Source organism: Promicromonospora sp. NPDC059942 (assembly GCF_042731755.1).
In the GTDB taxonomy this organism is placed as follows: Bacteria; Actinomycetota; Actinomycetes; order Actinomycetales; family Cellulomonadaceae; genus Promicromonospora.
On record NZ_JBHWLR010000003.1, the window covers coordinates 354,483 to 374,841 of the forward strand.

The following is a 20,359-nucleotide window of genomic DNA, read 5'->3' on the forward strand; positions in this document are numbered from 1 at the left end:
GCTCAGCCCAGGTCCGAGATGTCGACGTCAGCGATCGCGGCGATGTCGACGAAGGGCTGGAAGATCGACGGATCGGGGTCGACGATCGGCTCGGTGCCCTGCATCGCCTCGAACATCGCGCCGAGCGCGTCGGCGTTCTCCTCGACGAACACCTTCGGCAGGGCCTGCTTCAGCAGCTCGCGCTTGTCGTCGGCGAGCTCCTGGTCGGCGAGCACGGTGACGGCGACCGGCATCGACGCGCTCTCACCGATCGAACGGGTCTCACCCTTCTCGAACGGGAACATCGGGTCGCCCAGGCCCGCCATCGCCGGGAAGATCGTGGACGTGCAGGCCACGTCGACCTGGCCCTCCTTGAGGGCGGTGAAGCTCATGTCGTGCCCGCCGCTGAACATCGGGGTGTAGTCGGCGTCCTGCTCCAGGCCGGCGTCGTGCAGCATGGCCACCGGCATGAAGTAGCCGCTGCTGGACGCCGGGTCGGCGAACGCCACGACCGTGTCGGGCGTGATGTCGTCGAGCGACGCCAGGGGCGAGCCGTCGAGCACGAGGCAGGTCGAGACCGGGTCGTCGTTGCCCGGCCACGCGACCAGCGAGTCGACCTCCCCCGTGTTGACCGCGAGGGCCGACGGGAAACCGCTCATGAAGCCGATGTCGACGTGGTGGTTGCGCAGGGCCTCGACGACGGCCGTGTAGTCGGGCACGTCGACGATCTCGACCTCGCGGCCGGTCTCGGCCTCGACCAAGCCGGCGAACGCCTCGATGGGGTTCTCGGCGCCGGGGTCGTCGCCGAGCGGGGTGGTGGCGAAGGTGATGGGGGCATCCGGGTCCGACGCCGCGGCGTCGGCAGAGGCGGTACTGGAGCAGCCGCTGAGCAGGACGGTGGTGCCGAGGGCGAGCATGCCTAGAGCCGGGAGTGCGCGGGGGCGCATGGGCGTTCCTTTCGGGAGGCCGACCGGTGGCCGGCGGGATATCGCGACTGGCGATATCGATATGGAACTCCCCGCAGATGGCCGCGAATTACGAGACCGCGGTCCTGTAACGGAAGCCCGGATGAAGATCGGGTGTCCGGACACGGAACGTGGTGGGCGCGCGTTTCGGCGGCTCACCGGACGGCGGCTCAGAACGGCGGGTCGCCGGGCCCGGACGGAGCGTCGGCGCCGGCAGCGGGTGCATGTCGGGCCTCGGTGTAGGCGTGGGGCAGCCGACGTCCGGTCAAGGCACGCAGCGTCAGATCCTGGCTGGCGCCCGGGTCTACCTGATCCAGGTCGACCCCGGTGTCCAGCACCGACGGTCGCCGAACATGCGCTCTGCCCGCGGGCGTGGTCCAGGTCGTGACGCCCGTGACCGGATCACGCTCGACACCCCATCCCGCGTGCGTCTTGAGCAGGTGGTGCCGACGGCACAGGGCATGCAGGTTCCACGCGTTGGTCTGGCCACGCGCACCCCCACCCCCGGCAGCGGCGCCGTCTTCGCGGTCGCGGTCGTGGTCGTGGTCGAACGGCTCGATATGGTCGAGGTCGCATGTCATCGCCGGGGTGTCGCACCCGATGAATGTGCAGGTACCGTCCCTGGCCTCCACCGCCGCCCGGAGCACCCTGCCTGGCGTGTAGGTGGTCGTGGAGTAGTCGGTCAGCACCCCGGTGACCGGGTCGGTCACCAAGCGCTGCCAGGTCGCATCCTCGGCGATCAGGCGGGCGGTCTCCGCCGGGATCGGACCGAACCCGTCGAGCTCACCAGGAACATCGTCCAGACCCAGGAGCGTGCTTGCCGGAACCGTCACCCGCACCACCGGACGCGTCGGTATCACCCGCACCACGGCTTCAGGCACCACCGTCTCCTGCACCACGGGCGCCCGACCACCACACGGGCAGACAGGGGCAGCATCAGCACCTGCGCCGGTCACCGTGTCAGCGGTGGCGACGTACTCGACGCCGGCCTCCCTGCCGGCAGACACAGCCAGAGCAGTCCGTGCGCCCGTCGCACCCGTCGCACTCGTCCCCGGCGCCCCCTCCGTCCCGATCGCGGCGAAGCGGTCCCCTGGCAGCAGCCGGCCCGTCACGATCCCGGTCAGGCAGTCCGCACGGAGCTGACCCAGGGTCCGCTCCTCACCAGCGGTGTACCGCAGCTGATGCGCCATGTCGTCCACCACACCCCACACCGCCGCCGCGTCCACGGCGGGCAGGTACGCCGACAACCAACCCATGTCGTTCTCCGCCCGGTCCAGCTGCACGTTACGGTGCTCCGCCGCGACCCTCGCGGCCTCCTCCGAACCATGCAACGACTTGGCGAACGCCAACAGCTTGTTCCGCAACCACCGCCACGTCCGATACGGAGCCTGCGGCAGATACCGGGTAATCGCCTCCGCCCGCTCCGCCACCGTCAGGTCCGCCGCCGACCGCAACAACGTGTGCGCCTTCCGCACATCGATCCGCCCCGAGACCAGCGCCGCGATCACCGTCGGATGCTCCGCACCCGACTCGGCACGCACCACCACCTCGGACCCTTCCGCCTGCGTGATCACCAGCTCAGCCGTCACCTGCCCGACCAGCGAGTTGTGCGCCAACGGACTCGACTCCCGCGCAGCCCGCTCCCCCACGACGAGCGCCTGCACACCAGCCGCCCACGACTGCAGCCGGGCGCACGCACCGGCCAGCTCCCCCAACAGATCGTCGGACAACCCGCCGAGCAGAGCAGACCCTGCCTCGGCAGCGGCTCCCGGCCCGGTGTATCCCTCGACCACCCACGCCAGCTCGGCGCCAGGCGCGCCGGACAGCGACTCGACCGGCCACCGCTCCAGCTCGACCGGTGCGCCCGGGGCGCGCTGCCGGTCGCGCTCACCGAACAGGGCCTCGCCCGCGGCGAACAGCGCGGCGAGCCAGGCGTCGTCGGGCATGGATCCGTCCGCAAGATCGTCGCCGGACACCGCGCCCGGGGACGTCGCTGCCGCCGCGCTGCCGCCGTCGTCGCACCACTGACTGCCCATGCCGCCACCCCCTTCGAACCGAAACATAAACCAACGACACCATTCCAACGGACGTTTGTTCGATCCTAGATCGCGCCGCTGACATCCGCTCACTCTTCTGCCGGGCGCGTAAAACGACATCCGTCAGCGCGCGCCGACCCTGCGGGGGCCTCGACGCCACCGAGGCGCTGAGCGGCTCCGGCGGCGCGGCGCCGTCGGCTATCCGCCGAAGAAGAACCCGGGCGACATCCCCGCCGCCACCCGGCCCGCCGTGCACGTGAGCTGGCCACACCAGCACGGACTCAACCCGTGACGCGCGCCCCGGGTGGGGGGCGAACGTCACCGCGCCCGGGGGGGGGGGCGAGCGTCACCGCGCCCCGGTGCGCCGGAAGGGCGCCGCGAGCGTCGGCAGGACGTGCTCGCGCCGGACGACCAGGAGGACGACTGTGACCGCGGCGTAGACCGCCGACAGCGCGAACCGGCCGGTCGTGGACGTCACGGCGAACTGGACCGCGAACAGGCCGAGCAGGGTCCAGGCCGACCAGCGGTGGAACCGCAGGGCGAGGAGGATCGCGACGCCCATCATCGTCTGCGTGGCGGTGAGCAGCACCTCCTCGACCTGCCGGGTGTCCAGTGCGAGGGACGCGGTGCCGCCGCCGAGCAGGTAGGCGATCGGCAGGGAGCCGACCAGCAGGGTCCACTGGTTGATCTTCGAGGAGATCAGGGTCGCGATGGCCGCGGTGCCCTTGCCGCGCGACGCGAACAGCACCGCGATGATGAACTCGGGCGCCTCCGAGGCGAGCGGGGCGAGCCACTGGACCAGCAGGAACTCGTCGACGCCGAGCTGCGACCCCGACTCCACGAGCGACTCGGCGAACGGCTCCGCGCAGGCGAGGATCACGCCGGCGGCCAGGACGAACAGGGCGACGACGGTGGTCCGGCGCGCCCGCCGCGGCAGGCTCCCGACGGCGGCGGCGGTGCCGATCAGGTCAGGCTCCTCGGCCTCGCCGCGCGTGAGCTTGTACATGTAGAAGCCGAACCAGGCGATCAGCGCGACGCCGAGCACCAGGTGGATGTGGCCGGTCGCGGGGATCACGAAGGCGGCGACGCCCGCGATCAGCAGGAAGCCGAGCTCCAGCCGGTTGCCGGGCTCCAGCGCGAGCGCGGCGGCGGGCTTCTTGCCCAGCCGGCCGGCGACGTACAGCGCGACGAGCACGACCAGGGGCCAGCCCAGCCCGAGGAGCAGCCGGTTGGACCCGGTCATGTTGGCGGCCGCGTACTGCACGTACGTCGGGTCGGACCCGGCCGTGTACGCGTAGTAGAGGTCGACGGCATACTCGGGCAGCACCGCGATCAGCGCCAGGACCGCGATCGCGAACCCGCCCGAGACGTCGACCTGGGCGGCCTCCGCCGCCCACGCCAGCACGAACGAGGCGGCCACGACGGCCGCGCCGAACAGGACCAGGGAGAGCACCGGCGCGGGGTGGGTGGACGACAGGCGCAGGAACAGGGCGGGCGCCATGATCGCCAGGGTGATCGCGAGCGAGCGCACCAGGGTGCGCATGCCGGGGGTCTTGCCGGGCGGTGCGGGGCGGGAGACCTGCTCGACGGCGGCAGCGGGCACGGGGACCTCCTGGGCAGCGGTCGAGGGCCGCGCTCAGGGCGTGCGGACCTTCGACCAGAAAGGACGACTGGTCGAAGGTCTCGCCCACCGCGGACCGCGGCGAGGCGGCCGGGCGCACCGCGCCAGCATGTCGACCGCCTCTGCCGGAAACACGCTCCGGCCGGGCTACTCCCCTTCGCTGCTCTGACCATATCGACGGTTCCGGCCCGCGTGAACAGTTCGGCCCAGTGGCGCCGATCACGGAACTTTGACACCCCTGACCTGGGAAGAAGCATTTTCGGACGGCCGAAGAATGACTTCAGGAAAGCCGTCGGAAAAGGCGGTGCCCGCCTCCGGGCGGGTCATTTCCGGGGGATGATCGACCCATGAGCCGAATTCTCGTGACCGGTTCCGCCGACGGCCTGGGCCGCCTCGCGGCCGAGGCCCTCCTGGACCAGGGCCACGACGTCGTGGTGCACGGCCGGAACGCCGGCCGCGCCGAGACCCTGGCGCCGCTGGTCGACCGCGGCGCCCGGCTCGTCGTCGGGGACCTCGGCGAGCGGGACGACGTCCGCGAGCTCGCCGCCACCCTGGCCGAGACCCCGCCGGACGCGGTGATCCACAACGCCGGTGTGTGGAGCGGGCGCGCCGTCATGCCGGTCAACGTCGTCGCCCCATACCTGCTCACGGCCCTGATGCCCGGGCCCCGTCGCCTCGTCTACCTGAGCAGCGGCTCCCACTTCAGCGGCCGGCCGGTGCTCGACGGCGTCGACTGGCAGGGGCGGACGCCGGGCTCGTACGGCGACAGCAAGCTGTTCGTCACCGCGTTGGCGGCCGCCGTCGCGCGCCTGCGCCCCGGGGTGCCGAGCAACGCCGTCGACCCCGGGTGGGTCCCCACCCGGATGGGCGGGGCCGGCGCACCGGACGACCTGGAGCTGGGGCACCGCACGCAGGAGTGGCTCGTCACCAGCGACGACCCGGAAGCACTGACGACCGGCGGCTACTGGTACCACCAGGAACGGCAGCAGCCGCACCCCGCGGCCCTCGACGTGGCGTTCCAGGACCGGCTCCTGGCGGCACTGGCGCAGGAGACCGGCACCACGCTCTAGGCCGGCCGCGGCTGAGCGGCCGACCAGGACGCGAGCAGGCGCAGGCCCTCGGCCGACGGCGACCCGGGCTCGGCGCTGTAGACGAGCATCACCTGGCCTGGCTCGGCCGTGAGGGCGAGCTCCTCGTAGACCAGCGTCAGGTCGCCGACGACGGGGTGCCGGAACCGCTTGGTACCGGTGCCGTGCGTGCGGACGTCGTGCTCCGCCCACAGCGTGCGGAACGTCTCGCTGCGCGTCGAGAGCTCGCCGACGAGGTCCTGGATGCCCTTGTCGTGCGGGTCGCGGCCGGCCTCGGCGCGGATGATGGCCACGCACATGCCGGCGAAGAGGTCCCAGTCCGGGTAGAACTCGCGGGACGCGGGGTCCAGGAACTGGAAGCGCGCGAGGTTCGGCGTCCGGCCGCCGTCCCCGATCAGCGGCGACCAGAAGGCGCGCCCCAGGGTGTTGACCGCGACGAGGTCCTGCCGCTGGTCGCGGACGATGGCGACGGAGTCCGTGATGGAGTCGAGCATCCACTGCAGGCTCGGCCGCGGTACCCCCGGGCGGGCGGCCCGACGGCGGCTGCGCCCCGAGGACGGGATGCCGTCGGCCGCACGCGCGAGGTCGAGCAGGTGGGCGTGCTCGGCGTCGTCGAGGTGCAGGGCGCGCGACAGGGAGTCGAGGACCGCCGCCGACGCGCCGCCCAGCGCGCCGCGCTCCAGCTTCGCGTAGTACTCGACGCTGACGCCCGCGAGCGCCGCGACCTCGCTGCGGCGCAGCCCGGCGACCCGGCGCTGCGTCCCCGCGGGGACGCCGGCGTCCTGGGGCGTGAGCCGGGCGCGGCGCGTCATGAGGAACTCGCGGACCTCTGCACGGTTGTCCATGCCTCCAGGCTAGGTCGGGCGCCCGGGGCGCGGGGTGCCCTGTCGGTACACCCCACGCCAGGGACTCCCTCTCCCCCGCGCCGCCGCCAAGACTGAACGGGACACCGCACCGACCGAGGGACCACACACACCATGAAGGCCACCGTCATGTACGGCGCGGGCGACGTCCGCGTCGAAACCGTCGCCGACCCGAGCATCCTGCTGCCCACCGACGCCGTCGTGCGCACCGTGCGCACCTGCGTCTGCGGCTCCGACCTGCACCCCTACCACTCGATGCCGGGCTCCGAGCACGGCCAGACGATGGGGCACGAGCTCCTCGCCGTGGTCGAGGAGGTCGGCTCCGCCGTCACCTCCGTCCGCCCGGGCGAGCTCGTGATCGCGCCGTTCGCGTTCTCGGACAACACCTGCCCGATCTGCCGGGACGGCTTCCAGACCGCCTGCCCGCACGGCGGCTTCTACGCCACCCCGGAGACTCCGGGGCTGCAGGCCGAGCTGGCCCGCATCCCGCTCGCCGACGGCAGCCTCGTGCCCGTGCCCGGCGTGACCGAGAAGGACGAGGCGGTCCTGCCGTCGCTCCTGACCCTCTCGGACGTCTACCTCACCGGCTATCACGCCGCGCACCTGGCGCGGATCCGGCCGGGCCAGACGGTCACCGTGATCGGGGACGGCGCCGTGGGCCTCTCCGCGGTGCTCGCCGCCAAGCAGCTCGGGGCCGAGCGCATCATCCTCATGGGCCGCCACCAGGCGCGGACGGACCTGGGCCGGGAGTGGGGCGCGACCGACGTCGTCGCCGAACGCGGCGAGGAGGGCATCGCGCGGGTCGTCGACCTGACCAACGGCGAGGGCTCCCACGTCGTCCTGGAGGCCGTGGGCCACATGCCCGCCTACACGCAGTCGGTCGGGGTCGTGCGGGCCGGCGGCGTGATCTCCCGCGTCGGCGTGCCGCAGTACGAGGACGCGCCGGTCGGCTTCGGCTCGCTGTTCGGCCGGAACATCACGCTCACCGGTGGGCCCGCCCCGGTCCGCGCCTACATCGAGCAGGCCATCCCGCTCGTGCTCGACGGCACGATCGAGCCCGGCCGGGTGTTCGACCGCACCGTGTCGATCGACGAGGTGCCCGCCGGGTACGCGGCGATGGACGCGCGCGAGGCGCTGAAGGTGCTCGTCACCGTCTGACCGCTTCGCCTCAGCCGGCGGTCAGGACCTCCACGCCCAGCTCCTGGACCTGCCGGAGGACCGCGTCGTGCGGGTCGGCGTCGGTGATCACCCCGGTCACCCTGCCCCAGGGCAGCACCCGGAACCGCGACGCCGTCCCGATCTTCTCCGACGAGGCGAGGACGTAGGTCTCCGCGGCCCGCGCCGACAGGGCCCGCTTCATCGCCGCCTCCTCCGCGTCCCCCGTGGTCAGGCCCGCCTCGGGATGCACCCCGGTGACGCCGAGCAGGCAGAGGTCGGCGGAGACGTTCTGGGCCGCCTCGACGGCGGCGGCGCCGTAGGCCACGGCCGAGTGCTTGAAGACCCGGCCGCCGAGCAGGTAGACCTCGGCGGCCGGGTGGTCCAGCAGGGCCACCGCGATGGTCGGGCTGTGCGTGATCACGGTGCACCGCAGGTCCGGCGGGAGCGCGTGGGCGACGGCGAGCGCCGTGGTGCCGCCGTCGAGGATCACCGCCCCGCCGGGACGCACCAGCCCGGCGGCCACCGCGGCGACCGCGCGCTTGCCGTCGGGAGCGACGGACTGCCGGGCCGCGTAGTCGACCACCGCGGGCGAGACCGGGAGCGCGCCGCCGTAGACCCGCTGGACGAGGCCCTCGGCGGCCAGATCCCGCAGGTCGCGCCGCACGCTGTCCTCGGAGATCCCCAGGTCGGCGGCCACATCCTTGGCGACGACCTTGCCCTCACGGGCCAGCAGTGCGAGCAGGTGATCTCGACGTTCGGCGGCCAGCATTCGCATTCTCTCCCGTTGTTGCACGTTTCTGCATGTACGGTAGCACTCGTGACCGACAAGCCTCTGCTCATCCTCATCGCCGGCCCCTACCGCTCCGGCACCGGCAACGACCCGCGCGCCATGGCCGCCAACCTCGCCCGGCTGGAGGCCGCCGCGTGGCCGGTGTTCGCCGCCGGCCACCTCCCGATGATCGGGGAATGGGTGGCCCTGCCGGTCCTGCGTTCCGCCGGCGCGGGACCGACCGACCCCCTGGCCGACGAGGTCCTGTACCCGACGGCCGAACGGCTGCTCGCCCGCTGCGACGCCGTGCTACGCCTGCCCGGCGACTCCGCCGGCGCCGACCAGGACGTCGCGATCGCCCGTCGCCGCGGCCTGCCCGTCTACCACGACGTGGCCGAGATCCCCCGCCTCACCCCGCAGGAGATCGCGTGACGGGCCGCCCCGGCGTCGACGTCCCGGACCACCGCGGACGCACGGGCCTCGACCAGGCCGGGCGCGGCCTGGACCGCAACCCCGGCGTCGTGATCCGCGACGTCGAGCTCACGTCCCAGGGCTGGCACGTCCTGCGCCGCACCACATACGACTACCGGCGCCGCGACGGGCGGTGGGAGACCCAGCAGCGCGAGACGTACGACCGCGGCAACGGCGCCGTCGTCCTGCCCTACGACGTCGCGCGCGACTGCGTGCTGCTCACGCGACAGTTCCGCTACCCGGCCTACGTCAACGGGCATCCCGACGGCATGCTCGTCGAGGCGGCCGCCGGGCTGCTCGACGCCGACGACCCGGACACCGCGATCCGCCGGGAGGCCGCCGAGGAGCTCGGCGTCATCCTCGGGGAGCTCACCCACGTGCTCGACGCGTACATGAGCCCCGGCTCCGTCACGGAGCGCCTCCACTACTACGCCGCCCCGTACACGCCGGCCGACCGGACCGGGGCCGGCGGCGGGCTCGAGGAGGACGGCGAGGACATCGAGGTCCTGGAGGTGCCGTTCACCGAGGCCCTCGCCATGGCCCGCGACGGCCGCATCGTCGACGGCAAGACGATCCTGCTGCTGCAGTGGGCAGCGCTGGACGGCCCGTTCGCCCGGGCCGCATGATCGTCAAGAGGGTCCATCATGGGAAGGGCTCATGGTGAGGAGGGCGGCGAGGCGATGGATCAGATCACTGAGGTGCGCGAGCTGCTGGTCGCCGACCGCGAGCGCACCTCGGAGCTGATCGCCTCCCTGACCGGGAGCATCGCCTCCATGGTGGAGGCGAGTCAGCTCTCCGCGTCCGACGACGAGCACGACCCCGAAGGGTCGACGATCGCGTTCGAGCGCTCGCAGGCGAGCACGTTGCTGGCCGCGGCCAGGGAGCACCTGGCCGACGTCGACGCCGCGCTCGCGCGGATCGCCGCCGGCACCTACGGCCGCTGCGAGCGCTGCGGAGGAGCCATCGCCCGCGAGCGCCTGCTCGCGCGGCCGACGGCCCGCACCTGCATCGTCTGCGCCGCGGCGGGCTAGCGGTCGGTCGCCGACCGGCCGAGCGTCGCCCGCGCGGCGTCCAGCACGGCCCGGAGCTGGGCGTGGGGAAAGCCTTCGCCCGTGCCCGGGTCGGGGTCCGTGCCCGGGTCCGGTCCGACCCGGGTGCTGTAGAAGGGTTGGGCGTCGGCGTCGTGCTGGACGGCCCACAGGTCGCCGGCGTCGTCGCGCTGCCACGTGACGCCCTCGCCGCGGAAGTCGGCGCGTTCGAGCCAGTCGGTGCCGCGCGGCCAGTAGCCGTCCCAGTCGGCGGGGCGCAGGGCGGCGTAGGCCTCCTCCACGGCGGCGACGGCCTGGTCCACGTCGTCGTCCTCGAAGACGGCGGCGAAGCGGCACAGCAGGGCCAGCGCCAGACCGGCGGGCTGCTCGGGGCTGCTGGCGGCGATCGCCCGGCAGATCAGGTCGAGCTCCGACCAGCGCAGCGCGTACGGGTGCCAGTGCGCCATGTCGTCCCAGCCGAGCTCGGCCGGCTCGGCCGTGCCGGGCGTGGTGACGCCGAGGCTGTGGAGGTCGATGGAGACGTCGACGCTCAGCACCACGTGATGGCCGGGGCCGACCTCGAAGGCCACGTCGAGCGACGTGTCGTCGTCGGCAGGGTCCTCGTCGGCAGCTTCCTCGCCGTCGTCGTCGATGTCGTCGAGCTCGTCCTCCGCGTCCAGCACGTCCTGCAGTGCACCGAGCCGGTCCGCGCCCGGCCCGTCCTCGTGGGCGAACGTGTACCGCGCCCAGAACTCGGGGGCGTGCCATGACTCGCGCAGGACTGGTGGGATCGTCACGCGAGAAACATAGGGCAATTGCGACAGGGCACCTGCGCTCAGGCGAGCGTCAGCTGGCGTTCGTGGGCGACCCACGACGCGCTGCCCGGCCGGCGGGAGTCGGCGCACCCCGCGGCGTACAGCGTCGACCAGACCGATGTTCGAGCCAGCGCCCCACCCAGCCCTGACTCTCGAAGCTGAGGATCAGGGTCTCGATGTCGCCCCGCGGATCTCGTCGCGGATCCACGACAGACCTCCGGTCAAGAATTCTGCCTGCGCTGAAACAAGGAACCCCGCCCTCTGGGGAGGCGGGGCGCCTTGCCGTCGTACTGGGCATCCCCGGCTGCAGCGGGGATCGCGTGCGGTCTCAACCTTGAGAGGCCCTCCCTGCGACGCCAGGGCACGCGCCTTCAGAGTATGAAGACGTTCTGCCGCCCGCCCGCGAACCAGGGACGCCAGACGCCCGCATTGCCCGAAAGGTCACTCTTGGTTTGATGCGTTCGGATGAGACCCGGCCTGGACCGAGGCCCAGGCACCGGCCGGACATGCTCCGCACGATCACCCCACAGCGACGCCGTCGCTGGTCAGGCGCGCATTGCGGCGGCGTCGGCCACCGGGTCGACGCGTCCTTCCCGCAGGAGCGCCGCGCCGTCGGAACCGCCTGTGCCTCAGCGCGTACACGCGGTGCCCGCACGCGCACCCAGCCCGGCCCGGCGGCGCGTTCCTGGCATTGATCACCCGGCAACGGGATGCGAGTGAGCGCAGGCCAAGGCCACGATCGTCGCATGGGCAACGAGGTGACAGCGGCGGAGCTCCATGCGCACGACCCCGCCGCCATGGAAGAGCTCATGGACACGATCTTCCCGGGCGTGGCGCTCCGCCCCCTTCCGATGTTCCGCGACTTCGTGCTCCGCACCGCGGTGATGCCGGGCGTGTCCTCGGTCGGCTACTCGATCGACTGGGCCGGTCAAGGGGAGCTGGCCTCCCCGGAGCAGGTGCTGGCCTTCTCGCTGAGGGGCGCGGGCCGGCTGCGGCACGCCGGACAGGAGCTGCCGGTCACGGGAGCGGTGCTGTTCGACGACGCCTCACCGGTCAACGTCCAGTGGGACCAGCTGCACGCCGACGGGTTCTCCGTCGATCGTGCCTACGTCCGGTCCGTGGCAGCCGTCCTCGCCGGCCGTGACCAGCCGTCCCACCTGTTCACGGCGGGCACCCCGGTGGACGACGCCCACGGCCGCCTCTGGGAGGACACCGCCCGGTTCGTCGGGACCTTGATGCGGGAGCACAGCGCGACGCTGGACAGCCCGATCCTGCAGCGCTCGCTCCTGCACCACCTCGCGCTCACCCTGCTGCACTCGTTCCCGAACATCGTGCTGGCCGACCTTCCCACGGTTCCCGCGCCGCGTGGGGTTCCGGTCGCCGTGCGCCGGGCGACCGCGTTCATCGACGAGCACGCGCACGAGCCGATCACCGTCGACGACGTCGCGCGGGCGGTCGGCCTGTCCACGCGCGGCCTGCAGGTGGCGTTCCGGCGTCACCTGGACGTCACGCCGCGCGAGCGCCTGCGGCAGGCCCGCCTCGACGGGGCCCACCGCGACCTCGTGTACGCCGACCCGCACACCACCACCGTGGCCTCCGTCGCGCGCCGCTGGGGCTTCGTCCACCTCGGCCACTTCGCGACCGCCTACCGGGCCGCCTACGGCGAGCGACCGGCCCAGACGCTCGCCCGCTGACGCTCCGCCGCGGGTTCAGGCCTCCGGGATCTCGCGGCCGAAGGTCTCGAGCGTGACGTCGGAGGGCTCCGGGCCCCCGCGGCGGCCGGTGTCCAGGGCGTCGATCGCGGCCAGCTCGGTGCCGGTCAGCTCGAAGCCGAATACGTCGAAGTTCTCGGCGATGCGGTGCGGCGTGACCGACTTGGGGATGGCGGAGCGGCCCTGCTGCAGGTGCCAGCGCAGCATCACCTGGGCCGGCGTCCGCTCGTGGGACTTCGCGATACCCACGATCGTGGCGTCCTCGAGCGTGCTGGTGTGGCCGGCGTCGCGGTAGAACGTGATGCCGCCGATGGGCGACCACGCCTGGGTGAGGATCCCGGCGGCGGCGTCCGCCTCGAGCACCTCGGGCTGCCGGAAGTAGGGGTGCACCTCCACCTGGTTCACGGCCGGCACGACCGTGGTCGCCTCGGCGAGCCGCGCGAGGTGGTCGGGCATGAAGTTGCTGACGCCGATCGCGCGGACCTTCCCGTCGGCGAGCAGGGTCTCCAGCGCGCGGTAGGCCTCGATCGTCAGGTCGAACCGGCTCGGCAGCGCCTGGTGCAGGATCAGCAGGTCGATCGTCTCGACGCCGAGCTTGCCCGCGCTCTTGTCGAACGCGTGCAGCGTGGCGTCGTACCCGTAGTCGCTGATCCAGACCTTCGTCTCGACGAAGATCTCGGACCGGTCGACGCCGGAGCGGCGGATCGCCGCGCCGACCTCCCGCTCGTTGCCGTAGGCGGCAGCCGTGTCGATGTGCCGGTAGCCGGTGCGCAGCGCGGTCTCGACGGCGGCGACCGTCTCCGCGGGCGGGGTCTGGAAGACGCCGTACCCCAGGGCAGGCAGCGCCACACCGTTGTTCAGGTTCAGGGTGGGGATGGAGCTCGTCATGCCCTCCACGCTACGTACGGTCCGGCGGTCGTGGGAGGTTCTGCCGTTACCCCGGAGCCCCGTCCGCCCTGCCGGCGACGTCACCAGGACGTCCGCGTGTACACCAGGGTCTGCCGCAGCTCGGCGTAGCTCCAGGAGTCCTGGCTCTGGAAGCCCTCCATCTGGGCGCGGTCGTACTCGATCCAGACGACACGGTTCGCACCGGCCGCGACGTCCAGCCACGCGGTCCCGTCCGCGTTCGGTCCCGGCCCGAGCATGGTCAGGGCCGGTGCGGCCACGCCGTCCCGCGGTTCCAACCGCAGGAAGTAGATGTTGTCGCCGTCGGCCCAGAGGACGCCGTCGTCGAACGCGCTGACCGTCCACGCGGAATCCTCCAGGACGACCGTGGCATCGCGCGTGCCCGTGTCGAGCGCCACGATCCACCGGCCCTGGTCGAACAGCAGCGTGTCCCCGGACAGGTAGGCGAAGTGGTTCCACACCGCGTCCTGGTCCAGCCGTACGAGGTCGCGCAGGCCGGAGCCCGCCGAGAGCAGACCGATCGTGCTGGGCCCCTCGGCTGGATTGCGGGACACGACCACACCGTGGTCGCTGTCGGAGATCGCGCAGACGTCGGTGACCGCGTCGCGGACGACGTCGGCGTCGGCGTCGGGGGCACCCAGGTCGACCAGGTCGATTCTCCCTCCGCACCAGTCCGCGCCGGCCGCGCTGTCGTCCTCGATGTGCAGGATCGCCAGGGTCTCCCCTCCTGCGGCGATCTGCCAGACGTACCGGTCGGGATCCTTCGGGTAGCTCGCGACGGTACGGACCTCCCCGTCCGGCCCCTGCGCCTTGACCAGGACCGACCCGTCCTTGAGCTCCCTGGTCCAGGCGACCTGGGTGTCGGTGAGGACAGCACCCCCGACGCCGTCGTACTCGCTGGGCTCGTTGTCCGCACCCGGCGAGGCCGCCGTGAGCTGCCAGTGCTCCAGCGCGGGCTCGTCGGCCGAGCCCGTGGCCGCCGGCCGCGCCAGCGCGGTGACCGGCTCGGAGCCGGGTCCGACGTCGGGCCGGGCCAGCCTGACGACCAGGGTCCCGTCGCGGCGGACAGCCAACGGGACGCTGGGGTCCGAACCGGCCATGACGTCAGGAGGAGTCCCCAGGTCCAGGCGGTGGTCGGTGACGTAGTCGACGCACTCGACCGCCGGACGGGCGTCCTCGGCGTCGAGCGCGCGGACGATCGTGAAGTCACCGGTCGGGGCGTCCGCGGGGACCGGGATGGTCCTGGTCGCGTCCGGCGTGGGCAGGTCCTGCCCGGCGCAGTCAGGGGCGGCGGCCGCCATCGCGGGGATGTCGACGTCGCCCAGCCCGACGGCGTCGTCCTTCGCGGTCACCGCGCGGGCGTCCCGGACCGGGCCGTCGTCACTGTCGCTGTCGACCGCGGGCAGACGGAACGTCTCCACGAGCCAGCGGTGCGCCGGGCCGGCGACGGCATCCAGCACCGGCACCCCGACCGGGCCGTGCAGGACCAACGCGAGGAAGGCGCACACCGCGACGGCGGCGGCGCCGAGCGCCGCGACACGGCGGGTCTGCCGCGCCGCCGCGGCCTTGCTGCGGGTCAGCGTCTCGCGGCCGTCGAACACCGGCTCGTCCGCGGCGCCCGGGTCCGCGTCGGTCAGGAGCGAGCGGAGCCGTTCGAGGCCCCGGGAGCTCGCGGCCTTGACGGTGCCGACCGACCGCCCGATCTCGCGGGCGACCTGCTCCTCCGGCAGGTCGAGGACGTGCCGCAGCACCACGACGCGGCGCTGCTGCGGCGAGAGACTTCCCAGCGCCCGGGCGAGCTCGTCCCGGAGCGCGACCTGCACGGCGTGGTCGTCCGCGTGATCGACCGGCACGTTGTCGTCACCCGGGACGTCGGTCAGCCGCGTCCGGCGCCACGCGTCGGTCCTGAGGTTGACCAACACCTTCCGCGCGTACGCGCGCGGGTTCCCGGCCCGGGCCGCGTCCCAGCGTCGGTAGACCCGCTCGAAGGTGCCCTGGACCAGGTCCTCGGCCAGGGCCCGCTCGCCCACCAGGAAGAACGCCGTCCGAAACAGGTACGGGCCGTCCTCCTCCACGAACGCGACGAACTCCGCGTCCCGCGACCCGCCACCCACGCGGACCTCGACCCGCTCTCCCGCAAGTGTCTTCATGCCCCTACCCACGCGCCGGGATCCTCAGAGGTTGAGACCGTATCCGCACGGCGGCCGGCTTCTCGCCGTGACGTGGCCCACACCCGTGCGCCTCGACAAGAGGCCACTGGCACTTTAATCTCGAATCATAAAGTTCCAGCGGCCTCTTATGGTCGCCGGATCAGCACCCACGGAAGGCGGTTCGCACCATGGACGACGACGCAGCACCTGTCGCCCGCACCAGGCTGGGCAGCTCCGACATCGCCGTGCGGCCCATCGGTCTGGGCCTGATGGGCATGTCGCAGTTCTACGGGACGGCCGACCCGGGCGCGTCGGTCGGCACCATCCGCGACGCGATCGAGCTCGGCGTGGAGCTGTTCGACACGTCGGACTACTACGGGGCGAGCAGCGCCCGCCCGGGAGCGCCGGTCGCCGGCTTCGGGCACAACGAGCGGCTGCTCGGTCAGGCCCTGCGTGGCCGCCGGGACCGGGCGGTCCTCGCGACCAAGTTCTCCGCCCGGCCGACCCCCGAGGGCCGCAGCACCTTCGACGGCCGCCCCGAGTACGTCCGGGCCGCATGCGAGGCCAGCCTGGAGCGGCTCGGCACGGACCGGATCGACCTGTACTACTACCACCGGCTCGATCGGGCGGTGCCCGTCGAGGAGACGGTGGGCGCCATGGCGGAGCTCGTGGCCGAGGGCAAGCTCCGGGCGATCGGGCTGAGCGAGGTCACCCCGGAGATCCTGCGCCGGGCGCATGCCGTCCACCCCGTGGCGGCGCTCCAGAGCGAGTACTCCCTCTGGGAACGCGGGGTCGAGGCCGAGGTGCTCACGGAGTGCCGGCGCCTGGGTGTCACCCTCGTGCCGTACAGCCCGCTCGGGCGCGGCATGCTGACCGGGGCCTTCGCCCGGCCGGCGTTCGGCCAGGACGACTTCCGCTCGACCCTGCCCAAGTTCCAGGGCGCCAACTTCGAGCAGAACCGCCGGCTGGTGGACGGGCTGGAGCGGATCGCCGCCGACCTCGGCGCGACGCCCGGCCAGACGGCCCTCGCCTGGCTGCTGGCCCGGCACCACGACGTCGTCCCGATCCCGGGCTCCAGGCGCATCGCGAAGGTGCGGGAGAACGTCGCCGCCACCTCGGTCCGGCTCAGCGCGGACGACACGGCCCGCCTGGACGCGCTCTTCGACCCGGCGCGCGTGGCGGGCGCGCGCTACGGCGCGCTCAACACCCCCTCGCGCAACACCCCCTCGCTCGACGACCCCTCGCTCGACGACACCACAGCAACGAACAGGAGCAACTCATGAACTACGACGACCAGTTCGCCGGCCGGACCGCCTTCGTCACCGGCGCGGGAAGCGGCATCGGATCCGACATCGCACGGCTGCTCGCCGCCCGCGGCGCCGGCGTCGCCCTGGTGAGCCGGTCGAGCGGCCCGCTGGAGCAGCTCGCCGACGAGATCACCGGCAGCGGGGGCCGCGCGCTCGCGCTGCCCGCCGACGTGGGCGATCCGCGCGCCGTCGAGCAGGCGGTCGCCGAGACCGTCCGCCACTTCGGCGCGCTGCACCTCGCCGTCAACAACGCGGGCACCTCCGGCGCCCACTTCGACGTCCCCGACCTTCCCGAGGACGAGTGGGACGCGACCCTCGCGACCAACCTCTCCGGGACCTTCTACGGGCTGAAGTACCAGATCCCCGCCATGCGGGCCGCCGGCGGCGGCGCCGTCGTCAACATCTCCAGCGTCTTCGCCGACCGCGGCCTGTCCCACCGCGCCGCCTACAGCGCCAGCAAGCACGGCCTGCGCGGGCTGACGCGCGCGGCCGCCGCCGACTGGGCGCAGCACGGCATCCGCATCAACGAGGTCCAGCCCGGCGTCATCCCCGTCCCGCGGCAGCAGGGCAACCCGGAGGAGGTCGCGCGGATCGCGGAGAAGATCCCGGCGCGCCGGCTCGGCACCGGCACGGAGGTGGCGCAGGCCGTCGCCTTCCTGCTCTCGGACGAGGCCTCCTACATCACCGGCGCGCACCTCGCCGTCGACGGCGGCTTCCTCGTCTGACCCACCCACCACACCGTCCCACCCCCACCCCCACCCACGAGAACGAGACAGAGGCATCATCATGAGCAAGACCTGGCTGATCACCGGCAGCTCCCGCGGACTCGGCCGCGCCGTCGCCGAGGCCGTCCTGGCGAACGGGGACAACCTCGTCGCCACGGCCCGCCGTACCGAACCGCTGACCGACCTCGCCGAGACGTACGGCGACCGGATCCGGCTGGTCACCCTCGACGTGACCGACGCCGAGGCCGCACGCCGGGCCGTCGATGTCGCCGTGGAGGCCTACGGCCGCCTGGACGTCGTCGTCAACAACGCGGGCTACGCGGACATGGCGGCAATCGAGGACATGTCCGAGCAGGCCTTCCGCGCCCAGATCGACGCCAACCTCTACGGCGTCGTCAACGTCACCCGCGCCGCCCTCCCGGTTCTCCGCGAGCAGGGCGCGGGCCACATCATCCAGATCTCGTCCGTCGGCGGGCGGATCGGGGGTCCCGGCCTCGGCGCCTACCAGGCCGCCAAGTGGGCGGTCGGCGGCTTCTCGGAGGTCCTGGCCAAGGAGGTGGCCCACCTCGGCATCAAGGTCACCGTCGCCGAGCCGGGCGCCATGCGCACGGACTGGGCCGGTTCGTCCATGGCCACCCCGGCGGTCAGCGAGCCGTACCAGGAGGTCATCGAGCCGGCGATCGCGCGGCAACGAGCGGCCGACGGCAAGCAGGCCGGCGACCCGCGGCGGGTCGCCCAGATCCTCCTGGACGTCGTCGAGGCCGACGAGCCGCCGCTGCGCCTGCTCCTCGGGAAGGACGCCGTGCGGGTCGGTCAGCTCGTGGCCGACACCCTCGCTGCGGGCGACGCCGCGTGGCGGCACGTGAGCGAGTCCGTCTGACCCACGGTTCCGGACCTGCAGCTGCAGACCCACGGGTCCGGACCTGCGACACAGGTCCGGACCCGTGCGCCTATGGTTGCTCGCAGGCGGCACCCTCGACCGCAGGAGACCTTCACTGAGGAAGCGACGATGACAGACAGCCCGACCACAGGCTTCCAGCGCGCCCGCAGCGCCGAGCAGCGCGAGATCCGCCAGCAGACCATCCTCGACGCCGCCGCCGAGCTGCTGCACGAGATGCCGGTCGGGGAGATCAGCCTCCGCGAGCTCAGCCGCCGCGTCGGGCTGTCGAAGACGAACGTCGTGCGCTACTTCGAGACCCGGGAAGCGGTCTTCTTCGAGCTCCTCAACCGCTCGCTCGCACAGTGGACCGCGGACCTGGCGGGCGAGCTGTCCGCCCTGGAGACCGCGGACGCCGCCACCACCAGCACCGCCGCCGACACCGCCGTCGTCACGGGCACCCTGGCACGGTCGCTGGCCGCCCGGCCCCTCCTGTGCGGACTGCTCAGCGCGCTCGGACCCGAGCTCGAACGGAACATCTCCACCGAGACGGCGCTGGAGTTCAAGCTCACGCACACCCGGCTGCTCGACGACCTGGCGGACCTGCTCCACCGCCACCTCGCCGCGCCCACCGGGACGGCGACCAGCACGACCGCGCCCACCCGGGCCGAGGCGCGCGAACTCGTGTCCCTGACCGTGGTGTACACCGCGGGGCTCTGGCCGTTCGCCCAGCCGTCGGACGCCGTCGCCGAGGCGCTGCGGGACTCGCGGCTCGCCCCCACGAAGGTGGACTTCGCCGCGCGGCTCGACCGCACCCTGCAGGTGGCCGTCGCCGGCCTGTCGACGATCGGCCCGACGGCGTGACGAGCCGGCGTCAGGTGACCGGCTCGCACGCCGGGAACACCCACGACCCGTCGAGGATCGCGGGTCGTGGCCGGTACATGCGGACGGTGTAGTTCCAGCCCTCGTCCAGGGGCAACGGGTTCGGGTCGCGAGCGCCGCCCCCGAAGGTGACCGTGATCGAGCCGTCGGCGTTCGTGGTCCCGGAGACGCTGTTGACGCTGTACGCGTCCAGCCCGTTCTTGTGCAGGAACCCGTCCGCTCCGTAGACCGTGACGGACCAGAAGGCATCGACGGGGACGTCCTTGACGGTGAGGGCGTACCGGCCGACGGGAAGGTGCGGCGCGACGCCGGCGTAGAACGCCTCCCGTTCCGGCAGGCCGCCCCAGCCGCCCGCGGTGCCGATCCGGTGGCGCTGCGGGTCGACCTCGCTCTTGGCCCCGAACATGCGGTGGGTGTCCAGGCCATGGGCCGACTCGGCAAGGAGCGCCTCGCGGGTCGCGGTGAACGACTCCTCGTCGTAGGCCGGCAGCACGAGAGGTTCGCCGTCCGCGGCCTGCAGGGCGAAGCCGTCCTGGAGGGCGTTCACCTCGGCGACGTCGTCCGGGTCGGTGGCGTCGACGAGGATCCGGGCGACCAGGACGACGTACGGGGTGTCGAACTCGACCATGGTCAGCGGGTAATCGCCCGGCTCGGTGAGGATGCGGTTGATGTAGTGGTCCTGGTTGACGACCATGACCGTCAGGTACCGGCCCCGGGCGTCCGGGACGGTCACCGTCGCGGGTTCGGAGATGTTCACGACGGCGAAGCTGTACAGGGTGTCGCGGTTCATCCGGATGACCGTCTGCTCGTCGACCGAGGCGGGTTCCCGGTTGTGCCTCCACCGGTTCACGCCGCCGGCCTGGGCCTGGATGCCCACGAGCATCCGGTTGGTCTCGGCTCGGACGAAGTTCTCGTTCGTGACGGTGATCATCGACGGCACCTCCGGATCTGCGGGAACTCCAGGCTCGGACCGTATCCGCCACCGTGCCGCCCGCCCTCGCGAGAAC

At 72.7% G+C, this 20,359-nt stretch carries 19 protein-coding genes; 10 read left to right on the forward strand and 9 right to left on the reverse strand.

The genetic code is table 11. From position 1 onward, the window contains the following. Positions 1-2: 2 nt before the first annotated feature. From phnD to ACFV9Q_RS06695, 3 genes are all read right to left on the reverse strand, one after another. Complete coding sequence (phnD, locus tag ACFV9Q_RS06685) at positions 3-926, reverse strand: phosphate/phosphite/phosphonate ABC transporter substrate-binding protein (RefSeq protein WP_377233718.1); 924 nt, start codon at positions 924-926, stop codon at positions 3-5. A 188-nt stretch (positions 927-1,114) separates the two neighbouring features. Next, entirely contained in the window at positions 1,115-2,980 is a 1,866-nt protein-coding gene (locus tag ACFV9Q_RS06690; protein ID WP_377233719.1) for an HNH endonuclease, read from the reverse strand. A 346-nt stretch (positions 2,981-3,326) separates the two neighbouring features. Next, the gene (locus tag ACFV9Q_RS06695) at positions 3,327-4,583 is read right to left on the reverse strand and encodes a sodium:proton exchanger (protein ID WP_377233720.1); all 1,257 of its coding nucleotides are present in this window, start codon (positions 4,581-4,583) and stop codon (positions 3,327-3,329) included. Between the two features lie 365 nt (positions 4,584-4,948). Here ACFV9Q_RS06695 and ACFV9Q_RS06700 point away from each other — a divergent pair, with 365 nt between their 5' ends. Continuing rightward, positions 4,949-5,671, forward strand: coding sequence for an SDR family NAD(P)-dependent oxidoreductase (locus tag ACFV9Q_RS06700; protein ID WP_377233721.1), 723 nt, complete (start codon positions 4,949-4,951; stop codon positions 5,669-5,671). Here the strand turns inward: ACFV9Q_RS06700 and ACFV9Q_RS06705 are convergent. Further along, positions 5,668-6,534, reverse strand: a complete 867-nt coding sequence (locus tag ACFV9Q_RS06705) for a helix-turn-helix transcriptional regulator (protein ID WP_377233722.1) — start codon at positions 6,532-6,534, stop codon at positions 5,668-5,670. The two genes, ACFV9Q_RS06700 and ACFV9Q_RS06705, sit on opposite strands and share 4 nt — an antisense overlap. Before the next feature lie 132 nt (positions 6,535-6,666). On the opposite strand from ACFV9Q_RS06705, the gene ACFV9Q_RS06710 reads away from it, so the two are divergent. Beyond that, on the forward strand, positions 6,667-7,710 hold the full coding sequence (locus tag ACFV9Q_RS06710; RefSeq protein ID WP_377233723.1) for a zinc-binding dehydrogenase: 1,044 nt from the start codon (positions 6,667-6,669) through the stop codon (positions 7,708-7,710). Between the two features lie 10 nt (positions 7,711-7,720). Here ACFV9Q_RS06710 and ACFV9Q_RS06715 read toward each other — a convergent pair whose 3' ends face one another. Continuing rightward, positions 7,721-8,485: a DeoR/GlpR family DNA-binding transcription regulator gene (locus tag ACFV9Q_RS06715; RefSeq protein ID WP_377233724.1), complete on the reverse strand. Its 765-nt coding sequence runs from the start codon at positions 8,483-8,485 to the stop codon at positions 7,721-7,723. A 42-nt stretch (positions 8,486-8,527) separates the two neighbouring features. On the opposite strand from ACFV9Q_RS06715, the gene ACFV9Q_RS06720 reads away from it, so the two are divergent. Genes ACFV9Q_RS06720 through ACFV9Q_RS06730 form a run of 3 tightly spaced genes read left to right on the forward strand, consistent with a single transcriptional unit; the run spans position 8,528 to position 9,981 of the window. Continuing rightward, entirely contained in the window at positions 8,528-8,911 is a 384-nt protein-coding gene (locus ACFV9Q_RS06720; RefSeq protein WP_377229004.1) for a DUF4406 domain-containing protein, read from the forward strand. Then, positions 8,908-9,576, forward strand: coding sequence for an NUDIX domain-containing protein (locus ACFV9Q_RS06725; RefSeq protein ID WP_377233725.1), 669 nt, complete (start codon positions 8,908-8,910; stop codon positions 9,574-9,576). The genes ACFV9Q_RS06720 and ACFV9Q_RS06725 overlap by 4 nt, the downstream gene beginning before the upstream one ends. A 54-nt stretch (positions 9,577-9,630) precedes the next feature. Further along, on the forward strand, positions 9,631-9,981 hold the full coding sequence (locus ACFV9Q_RS06730; protein ID WP_377233726.1) for a TraR/DksA family transcriptional regulator: 351 nt from the start codon (positions 9,631-9,633) through the stop codon (positions 9,979-9,981). Here the strand turns inward: ACFV9Q_RS06730 and ACFV9Q_RS06735 are convergent. Next, a complete protein-coding gene (locus ACFV9Q_RS06735) occupies positions 9,978-10,775 on the reverse strand; it encodes a hypothetical protein (RefSeq protein WP_377233727.1) in 798 nt (265 codons plus the stop codon). The genes ACFV9Q_RS06730 and ACFV9Q_RS06735 overlap by 4 nt on opposite strands. A gap of 764 nt (positions 10,776-11,539) precedes the next feature. Here ACFV9Q_RS06735 and ACFV9Q_RS06740 point away from each other — a divergent pair. Beyond that, entirely contained in the window at positions 11,540-12,487 is a 948-nt protein-coding gene (locus ACFV9Q_RS06740) for a helix-turn-helix transcriptional regulator (protein ID WP_377233728.1), read from the forward strand. 15 nt (positions 12,488-12,502) lie between these two features. On the opposite strand, the gene ACFV9Q_RS06745 is transcribed toward ACFV9Q_RS06740, so the two are convergent. Further along, a complete protein-coding gene (locus tag ACFV9Q_RS06745; RefSeq protein WP_377233729.1) occupies positions 12,503-13,393 on the reverse strand; it encodes an aldo/keto reductase in 891 nt (296 codons plus the stop codon). Between the two features lie 80 nt (positions 13,394-13,473). Further along, positions 13,474-15,561, reverse strand: a complete 2,088-nt coding sequence (locus tag ACFV9Q_RS06750) for a SigE family RNA polymerase sigma factor (RefSeq protein WP_377233730.1) — start codon at positions 15,559-15,561, stop codon at positions 13,474-13,476. 188 nt (positions 15,562-15,749) lie between these two features. Here ACFV9Q_RS06750 and ACFV9Q_RS06755 point away from each other — a divergent pair, with 188 nt between their 5' ends. The 4 genes from ACFV9Q_RS06755 (at position 15,750) to ACFV9Q_RS06770 (ending at position 19,334) form a co-directional block, all read left to right on the forward strand. Next, positions 15,750-16,844 (forward strand): aldo/keto reductase, encoded by a 1,095-nt coding sequence (locus ACFV9Q_RS06755; RefSeq protein ID WP_377233731.1) that lies wholly within the window; start codon positions 15,750-15,752, stop codon positions 16,842-16,844. Continuing rightward, positions 16,841-17,593: an SDR family NAD(P)-dependent oxidoreductase gene (locus tag ACFV9Q_RS06760; protein ID WP_377233732.1), complete on the forward strand. Its 753-nt coding sequence runs from the start codon at positions 16,841-16,843 to the stop codon at positions 17,591-17,593. Before ACFV9Q_RS06755 ends, ACFV9Q_RS06760 begins: the two co-directional genes overlap by 4 nt. A gap of 61 nt (positions 17,594-17,654) precedes the next feature. Next, positions 17,655-18,473 (forward strand): SDR family NAD(P)-dependent oxidoreductase, encoded by an 819-nt coding sequence (locus tag ACFV9Q_RS06765; protein WP_377233733.1) that lies wholly within the window; start codon positions 17,655-17,657, stop codon positions 18,471-18,473. A gap of 129 nt (positions 18,474-18,602) precedes the next feature. Continuing rightward, the gene (locus ACFV9Q_RS06770; RefSeq protein WP_377233734.1) at positions 18,603-19,334 is read left to right on the forward strand and encodes a TetR family transcriptional regulator; all 732 of its coding nucleotides are present in this window, start codon (positions 18,603-18,605) and stop codon (positions 19,332-19,334) included. A gap of 10 nt (positions 19,335-19,344) precedes the next feature. Here ACFV9Q_RS06770 and ACFV9Q_RS06775 read toward each other — a convergent pair whose 3' ends face one another. Next, positions 19,345-20,283, reverse strand: a complete 939-nt coding sequence (locus ACFV9Q_RS06775; RefSeq protein ID WP_377233735.1) for a DUF1214 domain-containing protein — start codon at positions 20,281-20,283, stop codon at positions 19,345-19,347. Between the last annotated feature and the right edge of the window lie 76 nt (positions 20,284-20,359).